At 58.0% G+C, this 24,821-nt stretch carries 28 protein-coding genes; 12 read left to right on the forward strand and 16 right to left on the reverse strand.

Annotation, left to right across the window (positions count from 1 at the left end):
* Window positions 1-42 precede the first annotated feature (42 nt).
* The gene (locus P2T68_RS11820) at window positions 43-1,722 is read left to right on the forward strand and encodes a methyl-accepting chemotaxis protein (RefSeq protein ID WP_277379372.1); all 1,680 of its coding nucleotides are present in this window, start codon (window positions 43-45) and stop codon (window positions 1,720-1,722) included.
* A gap of 4 nt (window positions 1,723-1,726) precedes the next feature.
* Here the strand turns inward: P2T68_RS11820 and yegQ are convergent, their stop codons facing one another.
* Window positions 1,727-3,049, reverse strand: a complete 1,323-nt coding sequence (gene yegQ / locus P2T68_RS11825) for a tRNA 5-hydroxyuridine modification protein YegQ (protein ID WP_277379373.1) — start codon at window positions 3,047-3,049, stop codon at window positions 1,727-1,729.
* A gap of 160 nt (window positions 3,050-3,209) precedes the next feature.
* Between yegQ and P2T68_RS11830 the strand changes: the two genes are divergently transcribed.
* Window positions 3,210-4,277, forward strand: a complete 1,068-nt coding sequence (locus P2T68_RS11830; RefSeq protein WP_024074472.1) for an AI-2E family transporter — start codon at window positions 3,210-3,212, stop codon at window positions 4,275-4,277.
* A 3-nt stretch (window positions 4,278-4,280) separates the two neighbouring features.
* On the opposite strand, the gene P2T68_RS11835 is transcribed toward P2T68_RS11830, so the two are convergent.
* The 3 genes from P2T68_RS11835 to P2T68_RS11845 form a co-directional block, all read right to left on the reverse strand.
* Window positions 4,281-4,463, reverse strand: coding sequence for a hypothetical protein (locus P2T68_RS11835; RefSeq protein WP_024074473.1), 183 nt, complete (start codon window positions 4,461-4,463; stop codon window positions 4,281-4,283).
* A 91-nt stretch (window positions 4,464-4,554) separates the two neighbouring features.
* On the reverse strand, window positions 4,555-4,749 hold the full coding sequence (locus P2T68_RS11840) for a hypothetical protein (RefSeq protein ID WP_024074474.1): 195 nt from the start codon (window positions 4,747-4,749) through the stop codon (window positions 4,555-4,557).
* 233 nt (window positions 4,750-4,982) lie between these two features.
* Window positions 4,983-5,357, reverse strand: a complete 375-nt coding sequence (locus tag P2T68_RS11845; RefSeq protein ID WP_041160888.1) for a hypothetical protein — start codon at window positions 5,355-5,357, stop codon at window positions 4,983-4,985.
* A 156-nt stretch (window positions 5,358-5,513) separates the two neighbouring features.
* On the opposite strand from P2T68_RS11845, the gene P2T68_RS11850 reads away from it, so the two are divergent.
* On the forward strand, window positions 5,514-6,332 hold the full coding sequence (locus P2T68_RS11850) for a shikimate 5-dehydrogenase (RefSeq protein ID WP_069075648.1): 819 nt from the start codon (window positions 5,514-5,516) through the stop codon (window positions 6,330-6,332).
* A 361-nt stretch (window positions 6,333-6,693) separates the two neighbouring features.
* On the opposite strand, the gene P2T68_RS11855 is transcribed toward P2T68_RS11850, so the two are convergent.
* A complete protein-coding gene (locus P2T68_RS11855) occupies window positions 6,694-7,344 on the reverse strand; it encodes a DUF480 domain-containing protein (protein ID WP_069075649.1) in 651 nt (216 codons plus the stop codon).
* Window positions 7,345-7,549: 205 nt separating this feature from the next.
* On the opposite strand from P2T68_RS11855, the gene P2T68_RS11860 reads away from it, so the two are divergent.
* Window positions 7,550-8,059: a DUF1993 domain-containing protein gene (locus P2T68_RS11860; RefSeq protein ID WP_024074478.1), complete on the forward strand. Its 510-nt coding sequence runs from the start codon at window positions 7,550-7,552 to the stop codon at window positions 8,057-8,059.
* A gap of 269 nt (window positions 8,060-8,328) precedes the next feature.
* On the opposite strand, the gene P2T68_RS11865 is transcribed toward P2T68_RS11860, so the two are convergent.
* Entirely contained in the window at window positions 8,329-9,354 is a 1,026-nt protein-coding gene (locus tag P2T68_RS11865) for an IS110 family transposase (protein WP_024074122.1), read from the reverse strand.
* 125 nt (window positions 9,355-9,479) lie between these two features.
* Window positions 9,480-10,700 carry a serine/threonine transporter SstT gene (gene sstT, locus P2T68_RS11870; protein WP_277379374.1) on the reverse strand — a complete coding sequence of 407 codons (1,221 nt, stop codon included), beginning with the start codon at window positions 10,698-10,700 and terminating at the stop codon, window positions 9,480-9,482.
* 239 nt (window positions 10,701-10,939) lie between these two features.
* Here sstT and P2T68_RS11875 point away from each other — a divergent pair, with 239 nt between their 5' ends.
* A complete protein-coding gene (locus P2T68_RS11875; protein WP_024074480.1) occupies window positions 10,940-12,097 on the forward strand; it encodes an MFS transporter in 1,158 nt (385 codons plus the stop codon).
* Between the two features lie 4 nt (window positions 12,098-12,101).
* Here P2T68_RS11875 and nhaR read toward each other — a convergent pair whose 3' ends face one another.
* Window positions 12,102-13,004, reverse strand: coding sequence for a transcriptional activator NhaR (gene nhaR / locus P2T68_RS11880; RefSeq protein ID WP_024074481.1), 903 nt, complete (start codon window positions 13,002-13,004; stop codon window positions 12,102-12,104).
* A gap of 134 nt (window positions 13,005-13,138) precedes the next feature.
* On the opposite strand from nhaR, the gene P2T68_RS11885 reads away from it, so the two are divergent.
* From P2T68_RS11885 to mnmH, 4 genes are all read left to right on the forward strand, one after another.
* Complete coding sequence (locus P2T68_RS11885) at window positions 13,139-13,390, forward strand: hypothetical protein (protein ID WP_024074482.1); 252 nt, start codon at window positions 13,139-13,141, stop codon at window positions 13,388-13,390.
* 29 nt (window positions 13,391-13,419) lie between these two features.
* Window positions 13,420-14,169, forward strand: coding sequence for a TerC family protein (locus P2T68_RS11890; protein ID WP_069075652.1), 750 nt, complete (start codon window positions 13,420-13,422; stop codon window positions 14,167-14,169).
* A 94-nt stretch (window positions 14,170-14,263) separates the two neighbouring features.
* The gene (gene selD, locus P2T68_RS11895) at window positions 14,264-15,298 is read left to right on the forward strand and encodes a selenide, water dikinase SelD (protein ID WP_024074484.1); all 1,035 of its coding nucleotides are present in this window, start codon (window positions 14,264-14,266) and stop codon (window positions 15,296-15,298) included.
* Window positions 15,298-16,401 carry a tRNA 2-selenouridine(34) synthase MnmH gene (mnmH, locus tag P2T68_RS11900; RefSeq protein ID WP_024074485.1) on the forward strand — a complete coding sequence of 368 codons (1,104 nt, stop codon included), beginning with the start codon at window positions 15,298-15,300 and terminating at the stop codon, window positions 16,399-16,401. The genes selD and mnmH overlap by 1 nt, the downstream gene beginning before the upstream one ends.
* Window positions 16,402-16,466: 65 nt before the next feature.
* On the opposite strand, the gene P2T68_RS11905 is transcribed toward mnmH, so the two are convergent.
* On the reverse strand, window positions 16,467-17,522 hold the full coding sequence (locus P2T68_RS11905) for a permease (protein WP_024074486.1): 1,056 nt from the start codon (window positions 17,520-17,522) through the stop codon (window positions 16,467-16,469).
* Between the two features lie 103 nt (window positions 17,523-17,625).
* Window positions 17,626-18,327: a hypothetical protein gene (locus P2T68_RS11910; RefSeq protein WP_024074487.1), complete on the reverse strand. Its 702-nt coding sequence runs from the start codon at window positions 18,325-18,327 to the stop codon at window positions 17,626-17,628.
* Window positions 18,328-18,581: 254 nt separating this feature from the next.
* Here P2T68_RS11910 and P2T68_RS11915 point away from each other — a divergent pair, with 254 nt between their 5' ends.
* The 3 genes from P2T68_RS11915 to hemB all read left to right on the forward strand — a co-directional run bounded on the left by P2T68_RS11915 (window position 18,582) and on the right by hemB (window position 21,216).
* Window positions 18,582-19,280: a glutathione S-transferase N-terminal domain-containing protein gene (locus P2T68_RS11915; RefSeq protein WP_102625632.1), complete on the forward strand. Its 699-nt coding sequence runs from the start codon at window positions 18,582-18,584 to the stop codon at window positions 19,278-19,280.
* A gap of 2 nt (window positions 19,281-19,282) precedes the next feature.
* Window positions 19,283-20,125 carry a PhzF family phenazine biosynthesis protein gene (locus P2T68_RS11920; protein WP_024074489.1) on the forward strand — a complete coding sequence of 281 codons (843 nt, stop codon included), beginning with the start codon at window positions 19,283-19,285 and terminating at the stop codon, window positions 20,123-20,125.
* A gap of 116 nt (window positions 20,126-20,241) precedes the next feature.
* A complete protein-coding gene (gene hemB, locus P2T68_RS11925; RefSeq protein ID WP_024074490.1) occupies window positions 20,242-21,216 on the forward strand; it encodes a porphobilinogen synthase in 975 nt (324 codons plus the stop codon).
* A 199-nt stretch (window positions 21,217-21,415) separates the two neighbouring features.
* On the opposite strand, the gene P2T68_RS11930 is transcribed toward hemB, so the two are convergent.
* The 6 genes from P2T68_RS11930 to P2T68_RS11955 all read right to left on the reverse strand — a co-directional run bounded on the left by P2T68_RS11930 (window position 21,416) and on the right by P2T68_RS11955 (window position 24,820).
* On the reverse strand, window positions 21,416-21,775 hold the full coding sequence (locus tag P2T68_RS11930) for a hypothetical protein (RefSeq protein ID WP_193690404.1): 360 nt from the start codon (window positions 21,773-21,775) through the stop codon (window positions 21,416-21,418).
* A gap of 294 nt (window positions 21,776-22,069) precedes the next feature.
* Complete coding sequence (locus tag P2T68_RS11935) at window positions 22,070-22,378, reverse strand: contact-dependent growth inhibition system immunity protein (RefSeq protein WP_193690405.1); 309 nt, start codon at window positions 22,376-22,378, stop codon at window positions 22,070-22,072.
* 221 nt (window positions 22,379-22,599) lie between these two features.
* Entirely contained in the window at window positions 22,600-23,013 is a 414-nt protein-coding gene (locus P2T68_RS11940; RefSeq protein ID WP_102642594.1) for a hypothetical protein, read from the reverse strand.
* 46 nt (window positions 23,014-23,059) lie between these two features.
* Window positions 23,060-23,440: a hypothetical protein gene (locus tag P2T68_RS11945; RefSeq protein ID WP_277379375.1), complete on the reverse strand. Its 381-nt coding sequence runs from the start codon at window positions 23,438-23,440 to the stop codon at window positions 23,060-23,062.
* A 142-nt stretch (window positions 23,441-23,582) separates the two neighbouring features.
* Complete coding sequence (locus tag P2T68_RS11950) at window positions 23,583-23,930, reverse strand: hypothetical protein (protein WP_277379377.1); 348 nt, start codon at window positions 23,928-23,930, stop codon at window positions 23,583-23,585.
* 491 nt (window positions 23,931-24,421) lie between these two features.
* Window positions 24,422-24,820, reverse strand: coding sequence for a hypothetical protein (locus tag P2T68_RS11955; protein WP_227496858.1), 399 nt, complete (start codon window positions 24,818-24,820; stop codon window positions 24,422-24,424).
* Between the last annotated feature and the right edge of the window lies 1 nt (window position 24,821).

A 24,821-nucleotide genomic window follows, 5' to 3' on the forward strand; every position in this document is an offset into this window, starting at 1 on the left:
CCGCTAACCTCTTTAAGTCGCCACTAATAAGAGAGAAAAGCCATGCGTCTGAGTTTGAAGGCCAAAGTCCTGTCCCTCGCCGTCGTGCCGGTGCTCTTGTTTGCCCTGGTGATCAGCCTTACCACCGTGTCGATCCTCCAGGGGCAAGCGCGTAACGAGGTGGATGAAACCCGCCAGCGCCTGCTCAACGACGCCAAGGCCACCCTGAAAAGTTATGTAGAAGTGGCCATGACCACCATCAAGCCGCTCTACGACGCGGCGGCCCCCGGCGATACGGCGGCGCGCGCCGAGGTGGTCAAGCTGCTGTCCAGCACCAGCTACGGCAAGGACGGTTACTTCTTTGGCTACGACTCCGAGACCATCCGCCTGTTCAAGGGCAACAGCCCGGACGGCGTGGGCAAGAGCTTCAAGGACAACCGTGACCCCAACGGCGTCTACGTCAACCGTGACCTGGTCAAGGTCGGCAAGGATGGCACCCACTACCTGCAATACAGTTCGACCCAACCGGGCCAGACCGAACTGGTACCCAAGATGGGCTACACCGAATACCTGCCCAAATGGGACATGGTGATCGGCACGTCGGTCAACCTGGACGGCATTGAAGCCCAGGTGGCGGTGGTCGAGGCCAAGGTGGAAAAACGCATGGAAGGCGTATTGCTGAGCATCCTCGGCGTGGCCGTGGTGGTGTTGCTGGTGATCGCCGCCGTGGGCGTGGTGCTGGCCAATACCATCCTGCGTCCACTGCACCTGATGAAAGCCAACCTCGACGACATCGCCGCCGGCGAAGGCGACCTGACCCGCCGCCTGGCCATCACCAGCCAGGATGAACTGGGCGACCTGGCTGGGGCGTTCAATCGGTTTGTCGACAAGATCCACGGCCTGGTGCGCCAGATCACCGAAATGACCGCGCAACTCACCGGCCTGGTCAGCCAGGTGTCCGAGCAGGCCCAGCGTTCAGAACAGGCCATGGAGCGCCAGCGCCACGAGACCGACCAGGTGGCCACGGCGATCAACCAGATGTCTTCCGCTGCGCAAGAAGTGGCGCGCAGTGCCCAAGGTGCCTCCGTGGCCGCGCAACAGACCGACGCCGAAGGCCAGGCCGCCAAGCGCGTGGTGGACGGCAGCATCGCGCAAATCCATGCGCTGGTGAACGATATCCGCAGCAGCGGCGTGTCCCTCGACAGCTTGAAGCAGGATGTATCGTCGATTGTCATCGTACTGAGCGTCATCCGCTCGATTGCCGAGCAGACCAACCTGTTGGCCCTCAATGCCGCCATTGAAGCCGCCCGGGCCGGGGAGGCCGGGCGGGGTTTCGCCGTAGTCGCCGACGAGGTGCGCGCGCTGGCCAGCCGTACCCAGACCAGCACTCAGGAAATCCAGGGCATGATCGACCGCCTGCAAAAAGGCACCGAGGCCGCTGTCGATGCCATGCGCCGCTCCAGCGATGCCGGTGACGGCACTTCGGCCCAGGCCAACGAAGCCGGGGCGTCACTCGACACCATGGCGCAGTTGATCGGCACCATCAATTCGATGAACGCGCAGATCGCCAGCGCCGCTGAAGAGCAAACGGCAGTGGCCGAAGAGATCAATCGCAGCGTGCATCAGATTGCCGTGGCTGTGGACAGCGTGGCCGATGAAACCCAATTGGGCGCCCAGACGTCGCGTAGCCTGGCTGATCTGGGCCAGCGCCTGGGGCAATTGGTCGGTCAGTTCAGGATCTGAGCGGCTACACGATGTCGCGCATCAACAGGCCGTAGCGCAAATCCATCTCGGCTGGCAGGGGGACATACACTGTGTGTCCATCCCCCGGCGCCACCTCGATAGCCTCGCCCTTGGCGTTATGCAACGTGGCCAGGTCGAAGTGAAAGTTGCCGGCAGGGGTCATCAGTTCCAAGTGATTGCCCACCGCAAAGCGGTTTTTCACCTTGACCTCGGCCAACTCGCCACGGCGCTCGCCGGTCAACTCCCCGACAAACTGCTGGCGTTCGGAAACCGAGCTGCCGTTCTGGTAGTTCTGGTATTCGTCGTGGACATGACGGCGCAGGAAACCTTCGGTGTAGCCGCGCTGGGCGAGGGACTCCAGGTTGGTCATCAGGCTACGGTCGAATTCACGCCCGGCCACCGCATCGTCGATGGCCTGGCGGTACACCTGGGTGGTGCGCGCGCAGTAGAAGTGGGACTTGGTGCGGCCTTCGATCTTCAGTGAGTGCACGCCCATATGGGTCAGTCGCTCCACGTGCTGTACGGCGCGCAGGTCCTTGGCGTTCATGATGTAGGTGCCGTGTTCGTCCTCGAAGGCGGGCATGTGTTCGTCGGGGCGATTGGCTTCTTGCAACAGGAACACCTGGTCGGTCGGTGCGCCGATACCCAGGGTTGGCTCGGGCTGATATTCCTGGACGATATCGCCGGTGGCATTTTCCACTGCGGGCGTGGCCTGGTATTTCCAGCGGCACGCGTTGGTGCAGGTGCCCTGGTTGGCGTCGCGCTTGTTCATATAACCCGAGAGCAGGCAACGCCCGGAATAAGCCATGCACAACGCACCGTGCACAAACACCTCCAGCTCCATGGCCGGCACTTGCTGGCGGATCTCGCCGATTTCTTCCAGGGACAACTCCCGCGACAGGATCACGCGGCAGATGCCCTGCTGTTGCCAGAACTCCACGCTGGCCCAGTTCACGGTGTTGGCCTGCACCGACAGGTGGATCGGCATCATCGGGAAATGCCGGCGCACCAGCATGATCAGCCCCGGGTCGGACATGATCAGCGCATCCGGGCCCATCGCGATCACCGGGGCGAGGTCCTTGAGGAAGGTCTTGAGCTTGGCGTTGTGCGGCGCGATGTTCACCACCACGTAGAAACGCTTGCCCAGCGCGTGGGCTTCCTGGATGCCGAGCGCCAGGTTGGCGTGGTCGAATTCATTGTTGCGCACTCGCAGGCTGTAGCGCGGCTGGCCGGCATAGACCGCATCGGCGCCGTAGGCGAAGGCGTAGCGCATGTTTTTCAGGGTGCCAGCGGGGGCGAGCAGTTCGGGAGCGAGGGTAGGCTGCATGGTCGGCACTTGGGGCAAAAGTGCAGCAGGGTAGTGCAAGCCGGCGAAGGCTTTATTGATCTGGGTCTACGCTTGCAACAAAGATGGCACTCGCAGGGGGCGCAGTGGACTAAGCATCAGGGCGCACACGCGCGCCCTGCTTTTTTGACATGGATCGGACATGAACGCGACCAACCTGCAATTCAAAACCCTGTTGCTCTTACTGGTCCTGGTGACCATGGCCTTTATCTGGATTCTGTTGCCGTTCTACGGCGCGGTGTTCTGGGCGGTCATCCTCGGTATCATCTTTGCGCCCTTGCAGCGCCGGCTGCAGTTCAAATTTGGCTGGAATCGCAACCTCACGTCCCTGACGACTCTCACGGCCTGCCTGATCATCGCGATCCTGCCGGTGATCATCACCAGCGCGTTGTTGGTACAGGAAGGGGCGACGCTGTACAAGAACATCGAGAGCGGCAAGTTGGACGTGGCCGGTTACATCGAACAGTTCAAGAACGTCCTGCCACCTTACTTCCAGCACCTGCTGGATCGCTTCGGCATGGGCAACCTGGAGGGCTTGCGCGAGAAAATCGTCAAGAGCGCGATGCAGGGCAGCCAATTCTTTGCCACCCAGGCGTTCAGCTTTGGCCAGGGCACGTTTGATTTCCTGGTGAGCTTTTTCATCATGCTGTACCTGCTGTTCTTCCTGCTGCGCGACGGCCCGGAGTTGGTGCGCAAGGTGCGTACCGCAGTGCCCTTGGCCGAACCGCAAAAGCGTCGCCTGCAACTCAAGTTCAACCGCGTGGTGCGTGCCACGGTCAAGGGCAACGTCCTGGTGGCCGTGACCCAAGGAGCGCTGGGCGGTTTGATTTTCTGGTTCCTGGATATCCCCAGTGCGTTGCTCTGGGCGGTATTGATGGCATTTCTATCGCTGCTGCCGGCCGTGGGCGCGGGGATCGTATGGGCGCCGGTTGCCGTGTATTTCCTGCTCAGCGGGGCGATCTGGCAGGGTGTGGTGCTGGGCTTGTTCGGCGTCTTTGTGATCGGCCTGGTGGATAACGTGCTGCGCCCGATCCTGGTGGGCAAGGACACCAAGATGCCCGATTACCTGATTCTGATCTCGACCCTGGGCGGCTTGTCAGTATTTGGCCTCAACGGGTTTGTGATCGGGCCGCTGGTAGCGGCATTGTTCATGTCCAGTTGGGCGCTATTTGTCGAAAGCAAGCCCCGGGTCAAGCTGCCACTGCCCTGATTCTCAGGCGTGGAGCCGGACATGGGTCGCGTGTTGCAGTTGTTTTTCTGCGGCCGACAACGAGGTGAGCGGGCCGCTGATGGGCTCGCCATCACGGACCACATACCAGCAGGCAAGCAAGCCGGCCTTGCGAAGGGGCGCGGGGACGGCGCTACCGATAACGGACATGATCTGAACAGTGGGCATAAATACCTCCAATCGCTATGGAGGTCACCTTACGGGGTGCAGGCGTGCAGGAAAAATCACCTGGCTCGATAGTCGACATCAACGCCAGGCGTCAATCCACCACTTGATCGAGCATGCTCACGACTTCCTGCTCGCTGAGCAGGCCCTTGCGTACCAGGTTTTCCGTAAGCAATGCCAGGAACTTCGCGCTGCGGTGGCCTTCGAGGTGCTTGAGTTCAGTCAGGGCGCTATAGACCCTGCTGGACGTACAGAGGCCGGCGGTGCGGTGTGGGTTTTGTGTGGGCATGGTCAGTCGTCCTTGTTGTTTTGGGGTGGACTGGTTTAAGAGTGAGGGGGTGTCGTGACGTAAACATGACAGCGCGAGCCCCGGTCGGGCAAGTAGACTTTCGATCTGAATGATGTGGGATTGCTGCTTGGCCGTTGTCTTCAAAGCGACATTGGCCTCCCGAATCCAGCCTTTTTCGCCCGAAAAAAAGCCCCGCGTGTGGGCGAGGCCTGTTCAGGTGTGTCAATTCAAACTTACCAGCCGCGGCCATAGTAGCCATGGGGCGGGCCGTAGTAACCGCGGGGAGGGCCGTAGTAGCCGCGTGGCGGGCCGTAATAGACGGGCGCCGGACGGTAGTAAACCTGTTGCTGCACATACACCGGTGGCGGCGGGGCGTAGTAGACCGGCGGCGGAGCGGCATACACCGGCTGCGGCTGGACGTACACCGGCTGCTGCACATAGACCTCACGCGGCTGGCTGGCAACGACGGAGCCGACGACGGCGGCACCGACAAGAGCACCCAAAACGGCCGGGCCACCCCAACCACCACCGTGGGCTGAGGCTTGGCCTGCCATAGCGAGTGCGCCGATAAGCAGGGCGATCTTGGGGAGTTTACGCATCATGGTCATTCCTCGGTTAGCCCCTGCGCTTGTGGTCTGCAATCAATAGACTCAAGGATTGTCGCGGGGATACTTTTAAGACAACGTATTTCTGAAAAACAGCACAGCCACTAGGTAAAGGTTGTGTAAGGTCTGTACCCATTTGCTTACTTAAAGGAGCTTGCGATGCAGATGCACCCCAACAAGGACACCCAATTGTGCATGTCACTGTCGGCGCGCCCTGGGAATTTTGGCCTGCGTTTTCATAACCATCTGTACGAGCAGTTGGGTTTGAACTTCTACTATAAAGCCTTCAGCAGCCAGGATTTGCCCGGTGCGATCGGCGGTATTCGCGCCTTGGGCATTCGCGGTTGCGGGGTGTCCATGCCGTTCAAGGAAGCCGCCATTGCCTTAGTGGACGAACTGGATGATTCGGTTCAAGCCATTGACTCCCTGAACACTATCGTCAACACCGACGGCCACCTCAAGGCCTACAACACCGACTACATCGCTATCGAACAACTGCTGAAAAAACACGGGGTGCCACAGGATTCGACCTTTGCCCTGCGTGGCAGCGGCGGCATGGCCAAGGCCGTGGCCAGTGCCTTGCGTGACGGTGGCTATGCCCATGGCGTGATCGTGGCGCGCAATGAGGCGGCGGGGCGGGCATTGGCGCAGAATCTTGGGTACGAATGGCGGGCTGAACTGGGTGATTTGCGCCCACGGATGCTGATTAACGTAACGCCGATCGGCATGACCGGCGGGGCCGAGGCGGACGCGTTGGCGTTTGAGGCGGATGCCGTTGATAAAGCCGAGACAGTGTTCGATGTGGTGGCGATCCCCGCCGAAACGCCGTTGATTGTGCGAGGGCGGGCCAAGGGCAAGCGGGTGATTACTGGCCTGGAAGTGATTGCGATCCAGGCGCTGGAGCAGTTCGTCCTGTACACCGGCATTCGACCGACTCAGGAACAGTTCGAAAAGGCCGTGGTGTTTGCCCGAAGCTGAAGAACGCTGGTGATCAAATGTGGGAGGGGGCTTGCCCCCGATGGCATAGGTATCTACACAACGTTGGCTCAACGCTGAATGCCCGGAAAATAGGGCTGTTGTGGCGAGCGGGCTAGTCCCGCGTTGGGCTGCGTAGCAGCCCTAGTCAAGAAGAACGCGGTGTATCAGACACTCTGCAGAGGCTGGTTTTGGGGCTGCTACGCAGCCCAACGCGGGACTAGCCCGCTCGCCACAGGGAGATTTGTCAGGGGCTGAAAAGTTGTGTAGATACCCATGCCCCGATGACGGTGTATCAGGCAATGAATGTATTGACCGAACCACCGCTATCGGGGGCAAACCCCCTCCCACATTTTTGACCGTGTCAGGCCTGTTCCAGCTGTGCCAGGCGCTCTTCCAGCGCCGCAATCCGTGCTTCAAGCTCTTCAATACGATCCAGCGAGACCGCGCCGGCAGAGCGCTCCACCGGGCTCCCCCGCGCCGCGATAATCGCCTCGATATCCGCCGGGTCCCCCAGCGCATGGGTATAGCGATCTTCCCGCTGTCCGGCCTGACGTGGCACCAGCAGCGCCAATCCGCGTGCGATCAGGCGCTCCAACTGGTGCACCACTTGCTCGGCATCTTCGAAATCATGCATGCGCCCGCTGCGGGTCAGCAGTTCATTGACCGTCTGCGGTCCGCGTAAAAACAGCAGCCCGGTCAGGATCACCTGGGCCGGCACCAGCTCCAGCGCCTTGTCTACCCGATGCTCCCAGCGGTCGGCGCGACTGCCCATCACCAATCGGGTAAAGCCCTGGCCTTCGAGTGCGCGCAGGCTCTGGCCGACCTGGCCTGGGCTGAGGTTCATGACGGGTTCGCGGCTGGTCTTCTGGTTGCAGGCCAGGACCAGGGCGTTGAGGGTCAGGGGATAGGTTTCGGGGTTGGTCGCCTGTTTTTCGATCAGGCAGCCCAGGATGCGGATTTCCGTGCTGTTCAGGCGCGGCTCAGGAGTGTCGGTGTCGTGCTCGGCGGTCATCGCGCTTTCCCTATGCAGTGAATGGGGGCGTTCTCAATGGGTTTCCCTACCCCGTTGTCGCCTTAAAGCAGACCAGGCCCGGCGCGGCGGGGAATCTAATTGAGAACGCCCCCGCCTAGCCTAAGCCGGAAAAAATAAAAGACAAGCGCTCGGCATGGCTATAATCGCCGCTGGTTCCAACCCTGCCATTACCGATGAGACTGTCATGACTATTTCCCTGTACGCCGCCTCCGTCCCAGTCTTCAAGCAAATGCTCAACGCCCTGAGCGATGTGCTGAACAAAGCCGAAGCCCACGCCACCGCCAAGAACATCGAGCCTAACGCCCTGCTGCAAGCGCGCCTGTTCCCGGACATGTTCCCACTGGTGCGCCAGGTGCAGATCGCGGTCGACTTCGCCAAAGGTGTTTCCGCACGCCTGGCCGAGATTGAAGTGCCGAAGTACGAAGACAGCGAAGTGACCTTCGCCGACCTGCAAGCGCTGATCGCCAAGGTCCTGGCGTTTGTCGACACCATCAAGCCTGAGCAGATCGACGGCAAGGAAGGCATCGAAATCATCACCCGCCCAGGCACTCCGAAAGAGAAACGCTTCACGGGCCAGTCCTACCTGCTGACCTACGGCCTGCCGCAGTTCTTCTTCCACGTCACTACTGCTTACGCATTGTTGCGTCACAACGGTGTGGAAGTGGGCAAGCGCGACTACATGGGCGCGTTCTAAGCCTATAAAAAAATCTATGGTCCCCCCATTTTTGCAATACTGATTAACGGGCGATGTGGTTGGCTTGCTTAAATCTATCCGGCGTCTGTTTGGGGCTTGCCCCAGCGCCACGATGAGAGTCGCGCCTGACGATCCTTAAAAGCCCGTCGGCTTCTGAAGCCGATTTTTATGTCAGGATCTTCGCCAGGCCGGTAGGCCGTTCACGTCATCCGTTGTTCAGCTATCGCAAAACCTGAAGGGTGAATTGTGGTACTGCAACAACCGCAGGGTCAGGCGTTCAAGGCGTCTGGCCCTGCTTCATATTGCGCATGGTGAGCCGCTATCGCCCAAGCGATACGCGCCAGTTTGTTGGCCAGGGCACAGGCCACCACATTCGAGTGTCGTCGGCGCAGCAGCGCTCGCACCCAGTCGGCCAAAGCCCCCTTCTGATGATCCAGCCTCTGCATGTAAACCCTGGAGCATTGCACCAGCAGTTGCCGCAGGTGCTTGTCACCCCGCTTGCTGATCCCCAACAAATTGGCTTTGCCGCCCGTGCTGTACTGTCGCGGCACCAAGCCCACTGAAGCCGCAAAATCGCGACTGCATCGGTATTGCTTGCCATCGCCCATTTCTACAGCCAGAAGGCTGGCGGTGATCGGACCGACACACGGCATGCTAAGCAAACGGCTCCCCAGATCATCGTCGGCCAGCTGGCAAGCCAGTTGTTTGTCCAGTTCCTTGATCTGTTCATCCAGGTAAACGAAGTGATCGTGCAGGCGTTGCAACAGCACTGTCAGCCGCACAGGCAGCTCATGCTCGGCCAAAACAGCTGCCAAACGCTTCATGATGGCTGAGCCTTTGGGCAGGCTGATGCCAAATTCCAGCAGGAAACCGTGCATCTGATTGGCTGTCTTGGTGCGGTCATGCACCAACGACTCGCGCATGCGATGCAGGACAGACAGGGTTTGCTGAGACTCGGTTTTAGGCGTAACGAAGCGCATGGACGGACGGGAAGCCGCCTCGCAAATGGCCTCTGCGTCGATAAAGTCATTTTTGTTGCCCTTGACGAAAGGGCGGACAAACTGCGGTGAAATCAACTTGGTCGTATGCCCCATCGCCGCAAGCTGACGGGCGATGAAGTGAGAGCCGGCACAGGCTTCCGTTACCACGACGCAGCTCGGCAAGTTGCCGAAGAACCGCATCATCTGCGCTCGCGAGAGCTTTTTGCGAAACACCTCGCGGCCCGATTTGTCTTGGCCCAGAAGGTGGAAATTATGTTTGCCGAGATCGATCCCGATCAGTGCTGACTCGCTCATGATGATGGCCTCCAAAAACAAAACACCCTGCGAAAGCGTAGCCCTCGCAGGGTGTGGGGGGGACCATCTCATTAGCCCGGGGGCGTTCTTCAATGAACGGCCCCGGGCTTTTTTACGCCTGGAGTTCACGCAGGCAGTTCTTCCTTGCCCAGGCACGCGGCCGCGGTAAACAACACATCCGTGGACGAGTTAAGTGCAGTCTCCGCCGAATCCTGCAACACACCGATGATGAAACCGACCGCCACCACCTGCATGGCAATTTCGCTGGGAATGCCGAACAGGCTGCACGCCAGGGGAATCAGCAGCAGTGAACCACCGGCCACCCCCGAGGCTCCGCAGGCACAGACTGCCGCGACGACGCTGAGCAGTACGGCGGTGGGCAGGTCGACGGCAATCCCGAGGGTGTGCACGGCAGCCAGGGTCAATACGGTGATGGTGATCGCGGCGCCGGCCATATTGATGGTGGCGCCCAGGGGGATCGACACCGAGTAGGTGTCTTCATGCAGGCCCAGGCGTTTGCTCAACGCCAGGTTCACCGGAATATTCGCCGCCGAGCTGCGGGTGAAGAAGGCGGTGATGCCACTTTCGCGCAGGCACATCAGCACCAGTGGGTACGGGTTGCGGCGCAGCTTCCAGAACACGATGGCCGGGTTGATCACCAAGGCCACGAACAACATGCAGCCGATCAACACCACCAACAGGTGCGCATAGCCGAGCAGGGCGCCGAAACCGGAAGTGGCCAGGGTCGAGGCCACCAGGCCGAAGATACCCAGCGGCGCAAAGCGGATCACCACGCGCACAATCAAGGTGACGCCGTTGGACAGGTCGTCGAGTACGGTGCGGGTGGTTTCGCCGGCATGGCGAATCGCGATCCCCATGCCGATGGCCCAGGCCAGGATGCCGATGAAGTTGGCATTCATCAGGGCACTGATCGGGTTATCCACCACGCTGAGCAGCAGGCTTTGCAGCACCTCGCCGATGCCGCCGGGGGCGCTCACCGTGGCGTCATGGGTGGCCAGTACGAGGAACGAGGGAAACAGGGTGCTGGCGATCACCGCAACGACTGCCGCGGCAAAGGTGCCCAGCAGGTACAGGAACAGGATCGGCTTGATGTGGGTTTCCTGGCCGTGTTTATGGTTGGCGATCGACGCCATGACCAGCACAAACACCAGGATCGGCGCGACGGCCTTGAGCGCAGTGACAAACACTTTGCCGATAAACCCGGTGGCCTTGGCGGCTTCGGGCAACAGCAGGGCCAGCAGGATACCGGCGATCAAGCCGATGACGATTTGCGTGACCAGGCTGACACGCGCAAGTCGTTGAAAGAGGGAAGGGGCAGCAGTCATAAAGTTGTCTCTGTTTTTTTAATGGGTGCAGCAGGGCGGGCGGAAAGGGCTGTAGGAAACAGGTCGCGAAGTCTAGCATGCTGCACGAACTGTCCCGGCCAATGCGGCAATGCGTCACCGGCCGGGCGCCGGTCTTAGCCAAGTCCGGACATGTTCTGTTAAGATTCCGGCCTCTCATCTTTCCTCTCCGTCAGCGAGCCCCCAGGGCAGTCGTTGATGTCGTCGTTTCTGGAGTTTTCATGCTGTTTCCGATCCTGCTGCTGTCGGCCGCCGGCTTTACCGTGCTGACCACGGAATTCATCATCGTCGGCCTGCTGCCGTCGATTGCCCGCGACCTGAATGTCAGCGTGTCCCAGGCTGGGTTACTGGTGACCCTGTTCGCGTTCACCGTGGCGGCGTTCGGCCCGTTTCTCACGGCCTACTTCGCCCGATTCCAGCGCAAACGCCTGTTCATCACGATCCTGGTCATGTTCGCCGTGGCCAATAGCGTGGCCGCGCTGGCGCCGAATATCTGGGTCATGTCCCTGGCCCGCTTGATCCCGGCCTTGGGGTTGCCGGTGTTCTGGGCCCTGGCCAGTGAAACCGCGGTGGATATCGTCGGCCCCGAATTCGCCGGGCGCGCCATTGAGAAGATCGGCTTCGGGATTGTCTGCGCCACGGTGTTTGGCATCCCGGTCGGCACGCTGATTTCCGATATGTTCGGCTGGCGTACGGCGTTTGCCCTGCTTGCGGCCATCGCGCTGGCCAAGGCCTTGCTGCTGTACATCTACCTGCCCGTCACGAACGCCAAGAACGAGCAGGTCACCTTGCGCTCACAGTTCAAGATCCTGCGCAGCCCGCTGATGCAGGGGCATATCCTGCTGTCGATCCTGGTGTTCAGCGGCATGTTCACCGCCTACACCTACCTGGCGGACATCCTCGAGCGCCTGGCCGGGTTCGACGGTACGCTGGTGGGCTGGTGCCTGATGGGGTTCGGCGCGGTCGGCCTGATCGGCAACTCCCTCGGCGGGCGCGCGGTGGATCGTCACCCGTTGATCGCCTCCATGGTGTTTTGCGGGTTTATGATCGCTGGCATGGTGGCCGTGGTGCCCGCCATTCATTCGACAATCGGGCTGGCGGCGGCGATGGCGGTGTGGGGCGTGACCCAGGCGGCGATGTTCCTGGTCAGCCATGTCCGCCTGATGAAGGCCGCGCCCCATGCGCCGGCGTTTGCCGCGTCGCTGAATATCGCCGGGGCCAACCTGGGTATCGGCCTGGGGGCCATGGTCGGTGGGCATGTCATCGACACCTTGGGCCTGGGCAGCCTGGGCTTTGCCGCCTCCGGGTTTATCCTGGTGTCGATCCTGCTGGCGCTGTGGCTGATGACGGCCAAGCAACCGGCTGCTTCCAACGCCTGAGCTGTCAGGGCAGGGCGGTGAACAATTCTCGCCGCGCACCCTCGGTAATCGCCACGATGCCGGGGTGCTTGACCTTGCGCTCCACCGAGATCGCGTAGAACGACTCGCTCACCGCATCAGTCTGGCCGATCAGCGCCACGCCGTACTGGCGCACGACCTCATCGGCGATCACGCTGGGGGCGATAAAGATACCGCTGCCGGATTGGCCGAATGCCTGCATCAACGCGCTGTCGTCGAACTCGCCGATAATCTTTGGCTGGATCTTCTGCTCGGCAAACCAGCGCTGCAAGCGGCTGCGCACCACCGTCTCCGCCCCCGGAATCAAGAGCGGCGCGCCATGCAAGCATTGTGGGAAATCGCCGCCATGCCGGTCAGCCAGTGCCTGGGTGGCGAAGAAACTGATGCCACATTCCCCCAGTTTCTGGCTGTAACCCTTGATGTCCAAGTGCGTTGGCATAGGGCTATCGGAAATGACCAGGTCCAGGCGCTGGATCGCCAGGTCGGCCAATAAACGTTCGAGTTTGTCTTCACGGCAGGTGATGCGGATCGGTTCGCTTAGCTCCATGGTCGGTGCGATCAGCCGGTAGACGATGGACTTGGGCACCACATCCGCTACCCCGACCCGGAACACAATCTGCTGTTCATTGGGTTGCGCGCGCAGCATCGCTTCCAGTTCATTGCCCGTCTGGAACATCTGCTCGGCATAGGGCAGGGCCTGGCGACCCGCTTCGGTCAGCTCCAACTGGCGGCCTACCCGTTGAAACAATGCGACACCAAAGGTTTGTTCCAGCAGGCTGATCTGCCCGCTGATGGTCTGCGGCGTGAGGTTCAGTTGCTCGCAGGCGCGCACGATGCTGCCGGTCTTGGCTACCACCCAAAAGTAATGCAGTTGTCGGTAATTGAGCATGGCACCCTACACTTCGCAAAAATCGAAGTATACGCGAGAAAAATACGAATTTTCCTGAACTGTTCGCCTGCATAGAATGCCTCGCTATCGCGGGGCCACTATTTGGACCCAATGGTTCTAACGAGGAAGACATCATGAAACTCAACTCCCTGGGCGCTGCATCGCTGCTTGCGCTTTCATTGGTGGTGGTCAGCGGTTGTGATCAAGTCGAAAAAAGCGCGCAGCAAGTGATGGGCAAGGCCACCGAGCAGGCCAAACAAGTCATCGATGAAACCCACAAGGCCGCCGAACAGGCCTTGAGCGAGGCGACCCAGGGCCTGATCAGCCCGGAAAAAAAGGATGACCAGCCAGAAAACGCGCCGCAATCGGACAGTAAAGAAGCTTAACTTCCCCCGAACAACGTCAGGACTGACCTATGGATTACCTTTTACAACTGGCCGCCAGCCCCACCGCCTGGGTCGCCCTGGCCACCTTGATCGTCATGGAAATCGTGCTGGGCATCGATAACCTGATCTTTATCTCGATCCTCACCAACAAATTGCCGGAGAAGCACCGGGCCAAGGCTCGTCGCATCGGCATCAGCATGGCGCTGGTGCTGCGCCTGGGCCTGCTGAGTACCATCGCGTTCATCGTGCAGTTGACTGCCCCGGTGTTCGAGATATTCGGCCAGGCGTTTTCGTGGAAAGACATGATCCTGATCGCCGGCGGCCTGTTCCTGGTATGGAAGGCGACGACCGAAATCCATCACAGCATGGACCCGGAGCCGGAAGAGAAGGCCAGCACCAGCAATGTCGTGGCCATCGGTTTTGCCGCCGCCATCGGGCAGATCCTGTTGCTTGACCTGGTATTTTCCATCGACAGCATCATCACTGCCGTAGGCATGACCGAGCACTTGCCGATCATGATCATTGCCGTGGTGACATCGGTCATCGTGATGTTGGTGGCGGCTGAACCGCTGGCCAAGTTCATCAACGACAACCCGACCGTGGTGATGCTGGCCCTGGGCTTCCTGATCATGATCGGCATGACGCTGATCGCCGAAGGTTTCGGTGCCCATGTGCCAAAAGGCTATGTATATGCGGCGATGGCGTTCTCGGCGGCAATCGAATGCTTGAACATCGCGCGGCGTAACCGGCACAAGCGTTTGCTCGCTGCCCGTCAGTAACGGCTGGAACAAACAGGCCGGCTGCGCTCATCCGAGCCCAGCCGGCCTTTTGCTGTCTGCTAGAATCGGCCCACTTGATAGCTTGAGGTCCACCATGAACGAGCCGATTCGACTTACCCAGTACAGCCACGGTGCGGGTTGCGGCTGCAAGATTTCCCCCCAGGTGCTGGAAGTGATCCTGGCCGGCAGCGGAGCACAGAACCTTGACCCCAAGCTGTGGGTGGGTAACGCCTCGCGCGATGATGCGGCGGTGTATGCCATCGATGATGAGCGTGGAGTCGTCTCCACCACGGATTTTTTCATGCCGATTGTCGATGATCCCTTCGATTTCGGTCGCATTGCCGCCACGAATGCCATCAGCGATATCTACGCCATGGGCGGCGACCCGCTGATGGCCATCGCCATTCTCGGCTGGCCGGTCAACGTGCTGGCCCCGGAGATCGCCCGCGAAGTCATCCGAGGCGGGCGCTCGGTGTGTGACGAAGCCGGCATTCCGTTGGCGGGTGGGCACTCCATCGATGCCCCGGAGCCGATCTTCGGCCTGGCCGTGACCGGCATCGTGCAAAAGCGCCATATGAAGCGCAACGACACGGCCACTGCTGGGTGCCAGCTGTACCTGACCAAGCCTCTGGGCATCGGTATCCTCACCACTGCCGAAAAGAAGGGCAAATTGCGTGAGGCGGATATCGGCCTGGCCCGTGACTGGATGTGCACCCTCAACAAGCCTGGCAGTCGCTTCGGCAAGTTGGCTGGCGTGACCGCGATGACCGATGTCACCGGTTTCGGCCTGCTGGGGCATCTGGTGGAAATGGCTGACGGCAGTGGCCTGACTGCGCGCATCGAGTACGAAAAGGTCCCACGCCTGCCTGGCGTGGAGTACTACCTTGACCAAGGCTGCGTCCCTGGCGGCACCTTGCGCAACTTCGACAGCTACGCCAGCAAGCTCGGGCGCCTGCAGGAACTGCACAAGCGCGTGCTGTGCGACCCCCAAACCAGCGGTGGCCTGCTGATCGCTGTCAGCCCCGACGGTGATGCCGAGTTTCACGCGGTCGCGGCTGAACTGGGCCTGGCTCTTGAGCCGATTGGCCAGTTGGTGGAGCGACAGACCAACGCGGTAGAGGTGTCTTGATGGCCACTGACATCACCGATTACCGCGATATCTTCCTCAACGACCGACCCATGATGGATACCCGCGCGCCGATCGAATTCAGCAAAGGCGCGTTTCCCGGGGTGATCAACCTGCCGTTGATGACCGACGACGAGCGCCAGCGCGTCGGCACCTGCTACAAGCAACAGGGCCAGCAGGCGGCAATCGTGCTGGGCCATGAACTGGTGTCGGGGGCGATCAAGGCCGAACGCATCGAACAGTGGGCACGATTTGCCCAGGCCCATCCCGACGGTTACCTGTACTGCTTTCGTGGCGGGCTGCGCTCGCAGATTGTGCAGCAATGGTTGAAAACCGAGGCCGGTATTGAGTACCCCCGTGTCGGCGGCGGCTACAAAGCGATGCGCTCCTTTCTGCTCGACACCGTCGAGCGCGCCACCGCCGAGTGTGATTTCGTGCTGCTGGGGGGCATGACCGGCGCGGGCAAAACCGAGGTCCTGGGCCAGTTGCGCAATGCCTTGGACCTGGAAGGCCACGCCAACCACCGGGGTTCCAGCTTCGGCAAGCGGGCCACGGCGCAGCCGTCCAATATCGACTTTGAAAACCGTCTGGCGGTAGACCTGCTGAAAAAGCGCGCGGCGGGCATCGAGCAGTTCGTCGTCGAGGATGAAAGCCGCATGATCGGCAGTTGCGCACTGCCGTTGCCCTTGCACAAAGGCATGCAGTCCTTTCCGATGGTGTGGTTGGAGGACAGTATCGAAGGGCGCGTCGAGCGAATCCTCAACGATTACGTCGTCGATCTGAGCGCGGAATTTATCGAGGTGTTTGGCGAGCAGGGCCAGGCGCTGTTTGCCGAGCGCTTGACCCAGGGCCTGGCCAATATCTACAAGCGCCTGGGGGGCGAGCGCTTCCAGCGATTGCAGGTGATTCTGCAGGAGGCCCTGGCGGAACAGGCACGCACCGGCGTCGTGGATTTGCATCGGCTGTGGATCGAAGGTTTGCTGTGCGAGTACTACGATCCGATGTACGCCTTCCAGCGTGAAAAGAAAGGCGCACGGATCGAGTTCTCCGGCGAGCAGGGCGCGGTGCTGGCGTACTTGCGCGAGCGTAGCGCCCGGCGCGGTTGACAGGTGGGTTTCCGGTGCCTCATCGCGGGCTTGCTCGCGATAGGGCCGTCAGCCTCAACGAAGCGTTAGAGGATCACGGCACCGATCAATCCGCACACCACGCCCACCAGCATGGTCAAGCCGGCCACCGTCACCAGCACCCGCGCATCGAAATCCTTGCGCAGCATCAACAGCGACGGCAGGCTCACGCTCGGCAAGGTCATCAGCAAGGCCACGGCGGGGCCGGTGCCCATGCCCAGGGTCATCATGGTTTGTACGATGGGGATCTCTGCCGCTGTAGGAATCACAAACAGCGTGCCGACAATCGCCAGCGGTACCAGCCACACCAGGCTGTTGGCCATGGCGCCGTCCACATGGGGAAACAGCCAGACCCGCGCTGCACCGAGCACCAGCACCGCCAGGATATAGATCGGTATCGTGCTCCAGAAGAGCTGCCACAGGGTACGCAGCCAGCGGCTCAGGAACGGTTGCGACTCCGTGCTGCTGGCTTCGGCTACAGCCTCCAATGCCGCTTCCGGCACCTGTTCAGGCCGGGCGATGCGCTGTGCCACCATCGACACCCCCACCACCAGCACAATCCCCGCCACCAGCCGCAACGCCGTAAACCCCCAGCCCAGCACAAACCCCATGAACACCAGCGTGGCCGGGTTCAGCACCGGGTTGGCGATCCAGAACGCCAGCGCGGCGCCCACCGACACCCGCTGGCGGCGCATGCCTGCCGCGACCGGTGCCGCGCAGCAACTGCACATCATCCCCGGCAAGGCGAACAGCCCGCCGCGCAAGGTCGAACCCAGCCCGGCGCGGCCGAACAGGCGCAACAGCCAATCGCGAGGGATCAGGACCTGCAGCAAGGAACCAAGGATCACCGCCAACACAGCGGCTTTCCAGATCGCCAGGAAATACACCTGGGCATAGGCCAGCGCCGCGGCCAGCGGCGAGCTTTGCTGGTCATTGAGAATCGAGGCGCCGATGCTGTGGTTATCGGCGGCCACAAATGCCTTGAGGTAATAAGGCGACCACTTCACGTAGTAGAGGCCCACGCAGGCCACCAGCAGGAATAACGTTGGTTTCCACCAGAATGACCAGCCTCGGTTGGGCTGGGTGGAGGTGAGGTTGGGCATGGAAAGGTTCCGCAGGCGAGTCAAGAACGCAGCATCATACGCCCTTGCCTTCGATCATACCCACGCTCCTGCGTGAGCAAAGCTCAAGCCGAAACGCTGCGCTTCAGAGATCGGCGCTGGCCTGGGTCGCCTGTGGGCAAGTTTCGTCGCCGTTATTCAGCCCTTGCTTGTAGTTACGGCTCAGCAACGAGGCCTTGCCGTTGTGCCAGGTCAGCGTCAGCACATACAGCGTGTCGTAGTCACTGCCGGACCAGTCATTGGTGATGGTGTGCTTTTCGCCCACCGCTTCACTGGCCACCTTGTTGATCAACTCCGGCAGGTAACCGTGGGACCAGGCGGTGTAGATGATGGCGTTGTGGTACTTGTCTTCCACCAGTTCGTCGGCGAGGGCGCTGGTGTCATTGGCCGAAAACTTGATGTTCACCGGCAGGCCGAGCTTGATCGCGCTGGGGCTGATGGTCATCAGGGGGCGAATGTAGCTGTACGAGTTATCTTTTTCGCCTTCTTCGATATTGCGCGTGGGGTTGGCGGCAAACACGAAGTTGGCCTTGCCGAATTTTTCCGGCAATACAGTGGCCAGGTTCATCGCACGGTTCAGGCCCTGGCAATTGAGCTGGCCCAGGCCGCCGGCGGGTTTTTCGCCGTGGCGCAGGAAAACCAGGGTTTGCACGCCATCCACCGGTTGGGCGCGGCTTTCGCGAGCGTCGAGGGCGGCGACCATGGCGGCGCTGACCAGCAGCAGCGGCAGCGTAATGTAGGAATAGCGTTTCAGTCGTTGTACATGGCGCAGAGGCTTGATCTTCATTGTAGGTTCGAGTCTTCATGCGTCAGGTTAAGGCGGACAAGCCTGGCCCCAGTCACGCCGATGGCGTCCTGCGGTGTGTTCCCTGTCGATACAGCGAGGTGCCTCCATTTACCGTTCGGGCGCATGTAAGAGTGCGCTTGGGCACTTTGGTTCGCCCGTGCGGGACATTAGCCCGCCAATGTTGCGCAATGATGACTTATGCACGACGGCAGGCGGGTGGCTATCATGGTGACTTTCTGCCTTGGGGTTTCCCGATGAATTCGCTCGCTGCCTTCCCGATCAACAGCAAATGGCCCGCCCAGCACCCTGAGCGCCTGCAGCTGTACTCGCTGCCCACGCCTAACGGAGTCAAGGTCTCGATCATGCTCGAAGAGCTGGGCCTGCCCTATGAAGCGCACAAGGTCAGTTTCGACACCCAGGACCAGCTGTCGCCCGAGTTCATGTCCCTGAACCCCAACAACAAGATTCCCGCGATCATCGACCCCAATGGCCCCAGCGGCCAGCCGTTGGCGCTGTTCGAGTCCGGCGCGATCTTGATTTACCTGGCGGAAAAGACCAGCCAACTGCTCTCGGAAGACCCGGCCACCCGCTACGAAACCCTTCAGTGGCTGATGTTTCAGATGGCCGGCATCGGTCCGATGTTCGGCCAGGTGGGGTTCTTCAACAAATTCGCCGGTAAGGCCTACGAAGACAAACGCCCGCGCGACCGCTACGTCGCCGAATCCCGACGCTTGTTGGCGGTGCTGGAGAAACGCTTGCTGGGGCGTACCTGGATCATGGGCGACGACTACAGCGTCGCCGACATCGCCACTTTCCCGTGGATTCGCAACCTGATCGGCTTCTACGAAGCGGGCGATCTGGTCGGCATTGCCGACTTCCCCAATGTACTGCGCGCGCTGGACGGTTTTGTTGCCCGGCCAGCCGTGATCCGTGGCTTGAACATTCCGAGCTGAGCATGCCGACTTTCGATTTCAAACAACTGGATGTATTTAGCCGCGAGTCGCTCAAAGGTAATCCGCTGGCCGTGGTGCTGGGCGCCGATAGCCTCAGCGACCAGCAAATGGCCGACTTTGCCCGGTGGACCAATCTCAGTGAGACCACATTTTTGCTGACACCCCGTGATCCACGGGCCGACTACCGCGTACGAATTTTCACTACCTTGAAGGAGCTGCCATTCGCCGGGCACCCCACATTGGGCAGTTGCCATGCGTGGCTCCAAGCCGGAGGTATCCCCAAGGGCGAGGAGATCATCCAGGAATGTGAAATCGGCCTGGTGCGTGTCCGCCGTCAAGGGGATGAACTGGCGTTTATTGCGCCGCCGTTATTGCGCGACGGCCCGGTGGAAGCGCCATTGGTCGAGCGCGTGCGCCTGGCCTTGGGCCTGGAGCCGCAAGCGATTGTGCGCAGCCAATGGGTTGATAACGGGGCCGATTGGCTGGCGATAATGTTGGCCGATCGCAATCAAGTCCTAGGCTTGCAGCCAGACTATTCGCAACTGCTCGGTTTGGCCGTGGGTGTCATAGCCCCTTGCAACCCAGCCCACGATGACGTGGAGGCGCACTTTGAAGTGCGTGCCTTTGTCGCAGGCGATGGCGCCCAGGAAGACCCGGCCACCGGCAGCTTGAATGCCGGCATTGCGCAGTGGCTACTGAGCGAGGGGCTGGCGCCGGAGCGTTATGTGGTCAGCCAGGGCACGGCCATAGGGCGTGCGGGGCGCATTCACATCGAGCGCCAGGGCGATGAAATCTGGGTCGGTGGGGCAGTGGCGGTGTGCATCGAAGGGCGTCTACAGCTCTAGATCAATGAATTATTACGAGCCTGGCAATACACTGTTGGCCCCTGGGCATTTGTGCTGCCGGGGCCAAGGGGCATAAGCTTTCGCCCCAAAGTTTTCAGTCTTCAGTCAGGAAAGCCATGACCAGCCAGTTCCCCCAAGCCCGCCCACGCCGCCTGCGCCGCTCCCCGGAACTGCGCAGCTTGTTCCAGGAAACCGAGTTCACCCTCAACGATCTGGTATTGCCGATTTTCGTCGAAGAAGAAATCGACGACTTCGTGCCGATCACCAGCATGCCGGGGGTGTTGCGTATTCCCGAGAAGAAGCTGGCCCATGAGGTCGAGCGCTATGCCCGTGCGGGGATCAAGTCGGTGATGACCTTTGGCGTGTCCCACCACCTGGACGCCAGTGGCAGTGACACCTGGAAGGAACGCGGGCTGGTCTCGCGCATGTCCTCGATCATCAAGGACGCCGTGCCGGAAATGATCGTGATGTCCGACACCTGCTTCTGTGAATACACCGACCACGGCCACTGCGGCGTAATGCACGGTGCCCACGTCGACAACGACGCGACCCTGGTCAACCTGGGCAAGCAAGCCGTTGCCGCCGCCCGCGCCGGAGCCGATGTGATTGCACCGTCGGCGGCGATGGACGGCCAGGTCCAGGCGATTCGCCGCGCCCTGGATGACGCCGGGTTCACCCATATCCCGATCATGGCCTACTCCACCAAATTCGCCTCGGCCCTCTACGGCCCGTTCCGCGAAGCCGGTGGCAGCGCGCTCAAGGGCGACCGCAAGAGCTACCAGATGAACCCGATGAACCGCCGCGAAGCCGTGCGCGAATCGCTGCTCGACGAACAGGAAGGCGCGGACGCGCTGATGGTCAAACCGGCCGGTGCCTACCTCGACATCATCCGCGACATCCGCGAAGCCTCGCGCCTGCCGGTGGCGGCGTATCAGGTCAGCGGCGAATACGCGATGATCAAGTTCGGTGCCCAGGCGGGGGCGATTGATGAGGATCGGGTGGTGCGTGAAACCCTCGGCTCGATCAAACGCGCGGGTGCGGATTTGATCTTCACCTACTTCGCGATGGACTTGGCGTTGGCCGGTATCTGAGAACAGTGCAAACCCTGTGGCGAGCGAGCTTGCTCGCGTTGGGCTGCGTAGCAGCCCTAAACCCCTGATTTACCTTAAATACTTCATCTCCCTGACTAACTGCATTCTGTGGCATTTGAATTTTGTGATTGGGTGAATGAGATTTTCTTCAATCGTTGGTCTGAATTTTATTTGTTTATTTCGGCTGTATAATTAGTTTTTATTTGTTGTTCATAGCTTCTGCATTGTATTTGTCAAGGCAGTCAAGCAAGACTTTCATGAATTGCCTTTTGTCAGTTATTTCGTCGTTGAAATAAGTATCAAAAAGATAAAATACGGACTCGAAGTTTTCGTCTGTATTTAAGAAGTGCCGGATGGTGTTGATATGCCATTCCCTTTCGTCTTTCTTGTATTTGATAAATTCAGGTTTGGTAAGTGTGTCAAATAACTCGGCGAGTTCTTTGTCATTGTTTATATTTTTTGATGCAATGAAGATCTCTCTTTCGGAGTCGTCAAGGTTTTCGATGTTGTAGGTGAATAAAAGGCTGCGGAGAATTGAAAGTTTAGGCTGATGTTTCATATCAGTAGTCCGTATAGGCGGTAATTGGGTTTCCGTCTGTATCTAGTATTACTGTTGCTTTTCGTTGTTTTCCATATTCAAATGTGTCTTTTTTATAGCCCTCTCCGATTTTTTCCCCATGTCCGTGGGATCGCGAGATGTTTCGAAGTTGGTACGTCTATATGTTGTCTCGGCACAAAAAAATTAGCCTATAAATAGTACTGCCCCCCTTTCTGATAACTATCTGGTCGTAAGCTTATCAAGCTTTACCTGTCGCTCCGCACGTGTCAGTTTCGGTGAGGCGGGTTCTCAATTTTATTCCCCGAGTAAGTGATTTTCGAGTTTTTGGAGTACGTGATCCAGCCATAGTGGTCCTGAAGCCCATTGATTTGGATAATAATAGTAACAATACTGCTTATGTAACAGATTTTCTTGGAAACCTGACTCGTTTGTGTAAGAAGTAATTAGGTCTAAAATTTGATTTCTTACAGTCAATACTACATCGGTAGGCGACTCGAGTAGAAAGCTATCAATGACCTCGTCAGCAGAGGCATGATTTTCTGTCCAGTCCTGATTAAAGTAGGCGCCAAAAAAATGTTGAAGTTCTGTTGAGGTTTTGTTCATTTTTATATTGCGAGACAAAGGGGAGGCAGAGGGATGGATTTATTTGATTGAGAACAGTGAGTTTGAACTTAAGCCTATTAATAGTTTTGTCCCCATTTTTCTGTTCCCTTTCTGGTCTTGCATGACTGGGGTCGCTTCGCCGTCCAGTGCGAGCAAAGCCTGCTCGCCACAGGTCGTAGGCATGATCTGAAAAGTTGTTCTTTCGACTTATTTAAAAAGGTTTAATTGAGTTTTTCATAGTCTTTCGCGCCTATTGAGGCTAGCCAAGTCTTGAAAAAATCAATTTGTACTTGCGGATCGTTTGTTAGGTTGTTTTCTTCGTAGTCAAATAAATGAACTATATTGTCTTGATCTGCGTGTTTGCCTAGTGTCATCTCGTATGCGACGAGTCCCGCGCTCATCTGAGAAGCCATTCTTGAAGGCATGACGTTTATCTTTGCGCCCTTGCACAAAAATGTCATGTGTGGGAATTCCGCTCTGACTTTTGCCAAGCACACGTATATGTCTTTTCCTTGATAAAGTTTTCTGAAGTTATTGGATTCTGAAAACCACATCAGCCTATTTACGGGGTCATATTTTACGGTTGTTTCGATTTTTATATTATTACGTATGACCTGAATTTTTTGGTATTCCATTTTTTATTTCTGCTGAGCCTTCTCGAGTGAGTGATTTATGGTTTGTCTAAATTGATTTAGCCCATTTGTTACCATAAAGAATGTGCTCGTTAACATCGTTAGTCAGTTCGTTTTCTTCATAATCGAATATGCGGACCAGCTTGGCCTCTGGATCGCCCATTTCAACTTCGTATGCCACGATTCCACTTGACATTTGGGATGCCATTGCGGACGGGTAGACATTTATTTTAGAGCCTTTGCACAGGAAAGTTATGTCGCTGAACTCTTTTCTTAATAAACCAAAACAGATGAAAATATCTGTATCGGTATATGTTCTTTTTGCACCATTGCTAAATATTATGGAGAGAGAGGGTATGCTTCCGTCATATTCAATGGTGGCCATTTCTCTAAGAGAATTATTAATTATGGCTATTTCTATGCTTTTCATTTTTTATTGTCTATTTGGATTGATTGGCGAATAGCCTTTATGTGTGCCGTTATCGTGAAGTGGGGGGCATATAAGGTATCTTTAGTGTTTATCCGTTCGAGACAAAGGGCGGTGGATTTGTTTAATTGCTGCTTTTTTGCGATTACTGAGTGTTACGGTATTGCCTCAATCGACCGAGCAGCGTTCTCATGAACATTTGCTGATTAATTACAGGTTCACCGAAATAAGTTGCCATTGTTTTGAATATTGAGTCGAAGTTGTCTCCGATGGATAAATAGTGTTCGATCGAGTCAATGAACCACTCTTGCTCCTGTTTAGTGTGTGACAGGAATTCCGGTTTGGTCAGTTCGTCAAGTAGTTCAATAAGCTCTTTTTCATTGTTTATATTTTTTGACGAAATAAGATTTTCTCTTTTTAAATCATCCGTATTTTCAATGTCATAAGTGAACAGTAGTCCGCGAATTATTGACATGCTTGGTTTGTTTTTCATTTTTATTCCTCGGTGTAAGCCGTTTTGGGATTTCCATTTTTGTCCAGTATTACTCGAGCTTTGCGTTGTTGACTATATTTGATTTCTTCGCTGGAATACCCTTCACCAATAATTTTTCCCATGTCTCCGTTTCTTCTGAAGATCAGCTGTGCTCGATATATCGAGTTCAATTGATCCCTGTGACTAGGGACAAAGGGGCGGATTTATTTGACTGAAAACAGTGAGCTTTAACTTAAGCCTATTAATAGTTTTGTTCCCATTTTTCCGCATTTTTCCAAGGCCAGGCGAAACTCCGTGGTGACCCATTTCTTGAGGCAAGCGAGTTCCTGTGGCGAGCGAGCTTGCCTCGCGTTGGGCTGCGTAGCAGCCCCAAAACCGACACCGCAGAACTACCTGAAACCCCGCATTGCCCTGACTGGTGCCGCTTCGCAGCCCAACGCGAGCAAGCTCGCTCGCCACAGCGTTTTGGGCTGTCAGGGAAAGTGGTGGTGTTACCACGTTGACTGGTCTTCGAGGCTGGCTTTTTGCAGGTCGTCTTTCCATACCTCATTGGCTAGCCGGTAGATATCGGCGAAGAAGCCTCTAGGGTCGGCGATTTCCGTTTCGTCCCAAGCCATAGTTATGTGTTCGTCGTAATCACTTTCGAATTCTCTCGCAAAGTCAAAGTCGGGTTTGTCTAGCACACTCCTGAGTGCAGACATCAACACGAAGCGATGCCTGTAGGAGAGATACATAAGATCCTTAAGAATATAAGAAATTATAATTATTTCTCTGTCTTTTTCATTGTTAGGGTTGTACTGTCGTAATTCTTTTTCGACCGTGTTCTCAAGGTCGTATATCGATAAAGCTCCTAATATATGAGAGATGTTAGGGGCGTAGGGAGTATTCATG

Source organism: Pseudomonas sp. G11 (assembly GCF_029457515.1).
Lineage (GTDB): Bacteria > Pseudomonadota > Gammaproteobacteria > Pseudomonadales > Pseudomonadaceae > Aquipseudomonas > Aquipseudomonas gorinensis.

Bases quoted from the DNA above. Each gene is read 5' to 3' on its own strand.
- P2T68_RS11820 (WP_277379372.1), top strand. From the start codon at position 43: ATGCGTCTGAGTTTGAAGGCCAAAGTCCTGTCCCTCGCCGTCGTGCCG.
- yegQ (WP_277379373.1), bottom strand. From the start codon at position 3,049: ATGCAGCCTACCCTCGCTCCCGAACTGCTCGCCCCCGCTGGCACCCTG.
- P2T68_RS11830 (WP_024074472.1), top strand. From the start codon at position 3,210: ATGAACGCGACCAACCTGCAATTCAAAACCCTGTTGCTCTTACTGGTC.
- P2T68_RS11835 (WP_024074473.1), bottom strand. From the start codon at position 4,463: ATGCCCACTGTTCAGATCATGTCCGTTATCGGTAGCGCCGTCCCCGCG.
- P2T68_RS11840 (WP_024074474.1), bottom strand. From the start codon at position 4,749: ATGCCCACACAAAACCCACACCGCACCGCCGGCCTCTGTACGTCCAGC.
- P2T68_RS11845 (WP_041160888.1), bottom strand. From the start codon at position 5,357: ATGACCATGATGCGTAAACTCCCCAAGATCGCCCTGCTTATCGGCGCA.
- P2T68_RS11850 (WP_069075648.1), top strand. From the start codon at position 5,514: ATGCAGATGCACCCCAACAAGGACACCCAATTGTGCATGTCACTGTCG.
- P2T68_RS11855 (WP_069075649.1), bottom strand. From the start codon at position 7,344: ATGACCGCCGAGCACGACACCGACACTCCTGAGCCGCGCCTGAACAGC.
- P2T68_RS11860 (WP_024074478.1), top strand. From the start codon at position 7,550: ATGACTATTTCCCTGTACGCCGCCTCCGTCCCAGTCTTCAAGCAAATG.
- P2T68_RS11865 (WP_024074122.1), bottom strand. From the start codon at position 9,354: ATGAGCGAGTCAGCACTGATCGGGATCGATCTCGGCAAACATAATTTC.
- sstT (WP_277379374.1), bottom strand. From the start codon at position 10,700: ATGACTGCTGCCCCTTCCCTCTTTCAACGACTTGCGCGTGTCAGCCTG.
- P2T68_RS11875 (WP_024074480.1), top strand. From the start codon at position 10,940: ATGCTGTTTCCGATCCTGCTGCTGTCGGCCGCCGGCTTTACCGTGCTG.
- nhaR (WP_024074481.1), bottom strand. From the start codon at position 13,004: ATGCTCAATTACCGACAACTGCATTACTTTTGGGTGGTAGCCAAGACC.
- P2T68_RS11885 (WP_024074482.1), top strand. From the start codon at position 13,139: ATGAAACTCAACTCCCTGGGCGCTGCATCGCTGCTTGCGCTTTCATTG.
- P2T68_RS11890 (WP_069075652.1), top strand. From the start codon at position 13,420: ATGGATTACCTTTTACAACTGGCCGCCAGCCCCACCGCCTGGGTCGCC.
- selD (WP_024074484.1), top strand. From the start codon at position 14,264: ATGAACGAGCCGATTCGACTTACCCAGTACAGCCACGGTGCGGGTTGC.
- mnmH (WP_024074485.1), top strand. From the start codon at position 15,298: ATGGCCACTGACATCACCGATTACCGCGATATCTTCCTCAACGACCGA.
- P2T68_RS11905 (WP_024074486.1), bottom strand. From the start codon at position 17,522: ATGCCCAACCTCACCTCCACCCAGCCCAACCGAGGCTGGTCATTCTGG.
- P2T68_RS11910 (WP_024074487.1), bottom strand. From the start codon at position 18,327: ATGAAGATCAAGCCTCTGCGCCATGTACAACGACTGAAACGCTATTCC.
- P2T68_RS11915 (WP_102625632.1), top strand. From the start codon at position 18,582: ATGAATTCGCTCGCTGCCTTCCCGATCAACAGCAAATGGCCCGCCCAG.
- P2T68_RS11920 (WP_024074489.1), top strand. From the start codon at position 19,283: ATGCCGACTTTCGATTTCAAACAACTGGATGTATTTAGCCGCGAGTCG.
- hemB (WP_024074490.1), top strand. From the start codon at position 20,242: ATGACCAGCCAGTTCCCCCAAGCCCGCCCACGCCGCCTGCGCCGCTCC.
- P2T68_RS11930 (WP_193690404.1), bottom strand. From the start codon at position 21,775: ATGAAACATCAGCCTAAACTTTCAATTCTCCGCAGCCTTTTATTCACC.
- P2T68_RS11935 (WP_193690405.1), bottom strand. From the start codon at position 22,378: ATGAACAAAACCTCAACAGAACTTCAACATTTTTTTGGCGCCTACTTT.
- P2T68_RS11940 (WP_102642594.1), bottom strand. From the start codon at position 23,013: ATGGAATACCAAAAAATTCAGGTCATACGTAATAATATAAAAATCGAA.
- P2T68_RS11945 (WP_277379375.1), bottom strand. From the start codon at position 23,440: ATGAAAAGCATAGAAATAGCCATAATTAATAATTCTCTTAGAGAAATG.
- P2T68_RS11950 (WP_277379377.1), bottom strand. From the start codon at position 23,930: ATGAAAAACAAACCAAGCATGTCAATAATTCGCGGACTACTGTTCACT.
- P2T68_RS11955 (WP_227496858.1), bottom strand. From the start codon at position 24,820: ATGAATACTCCCTACGCCCCTAACATCTCTCATATATTAGGAGCTTTA.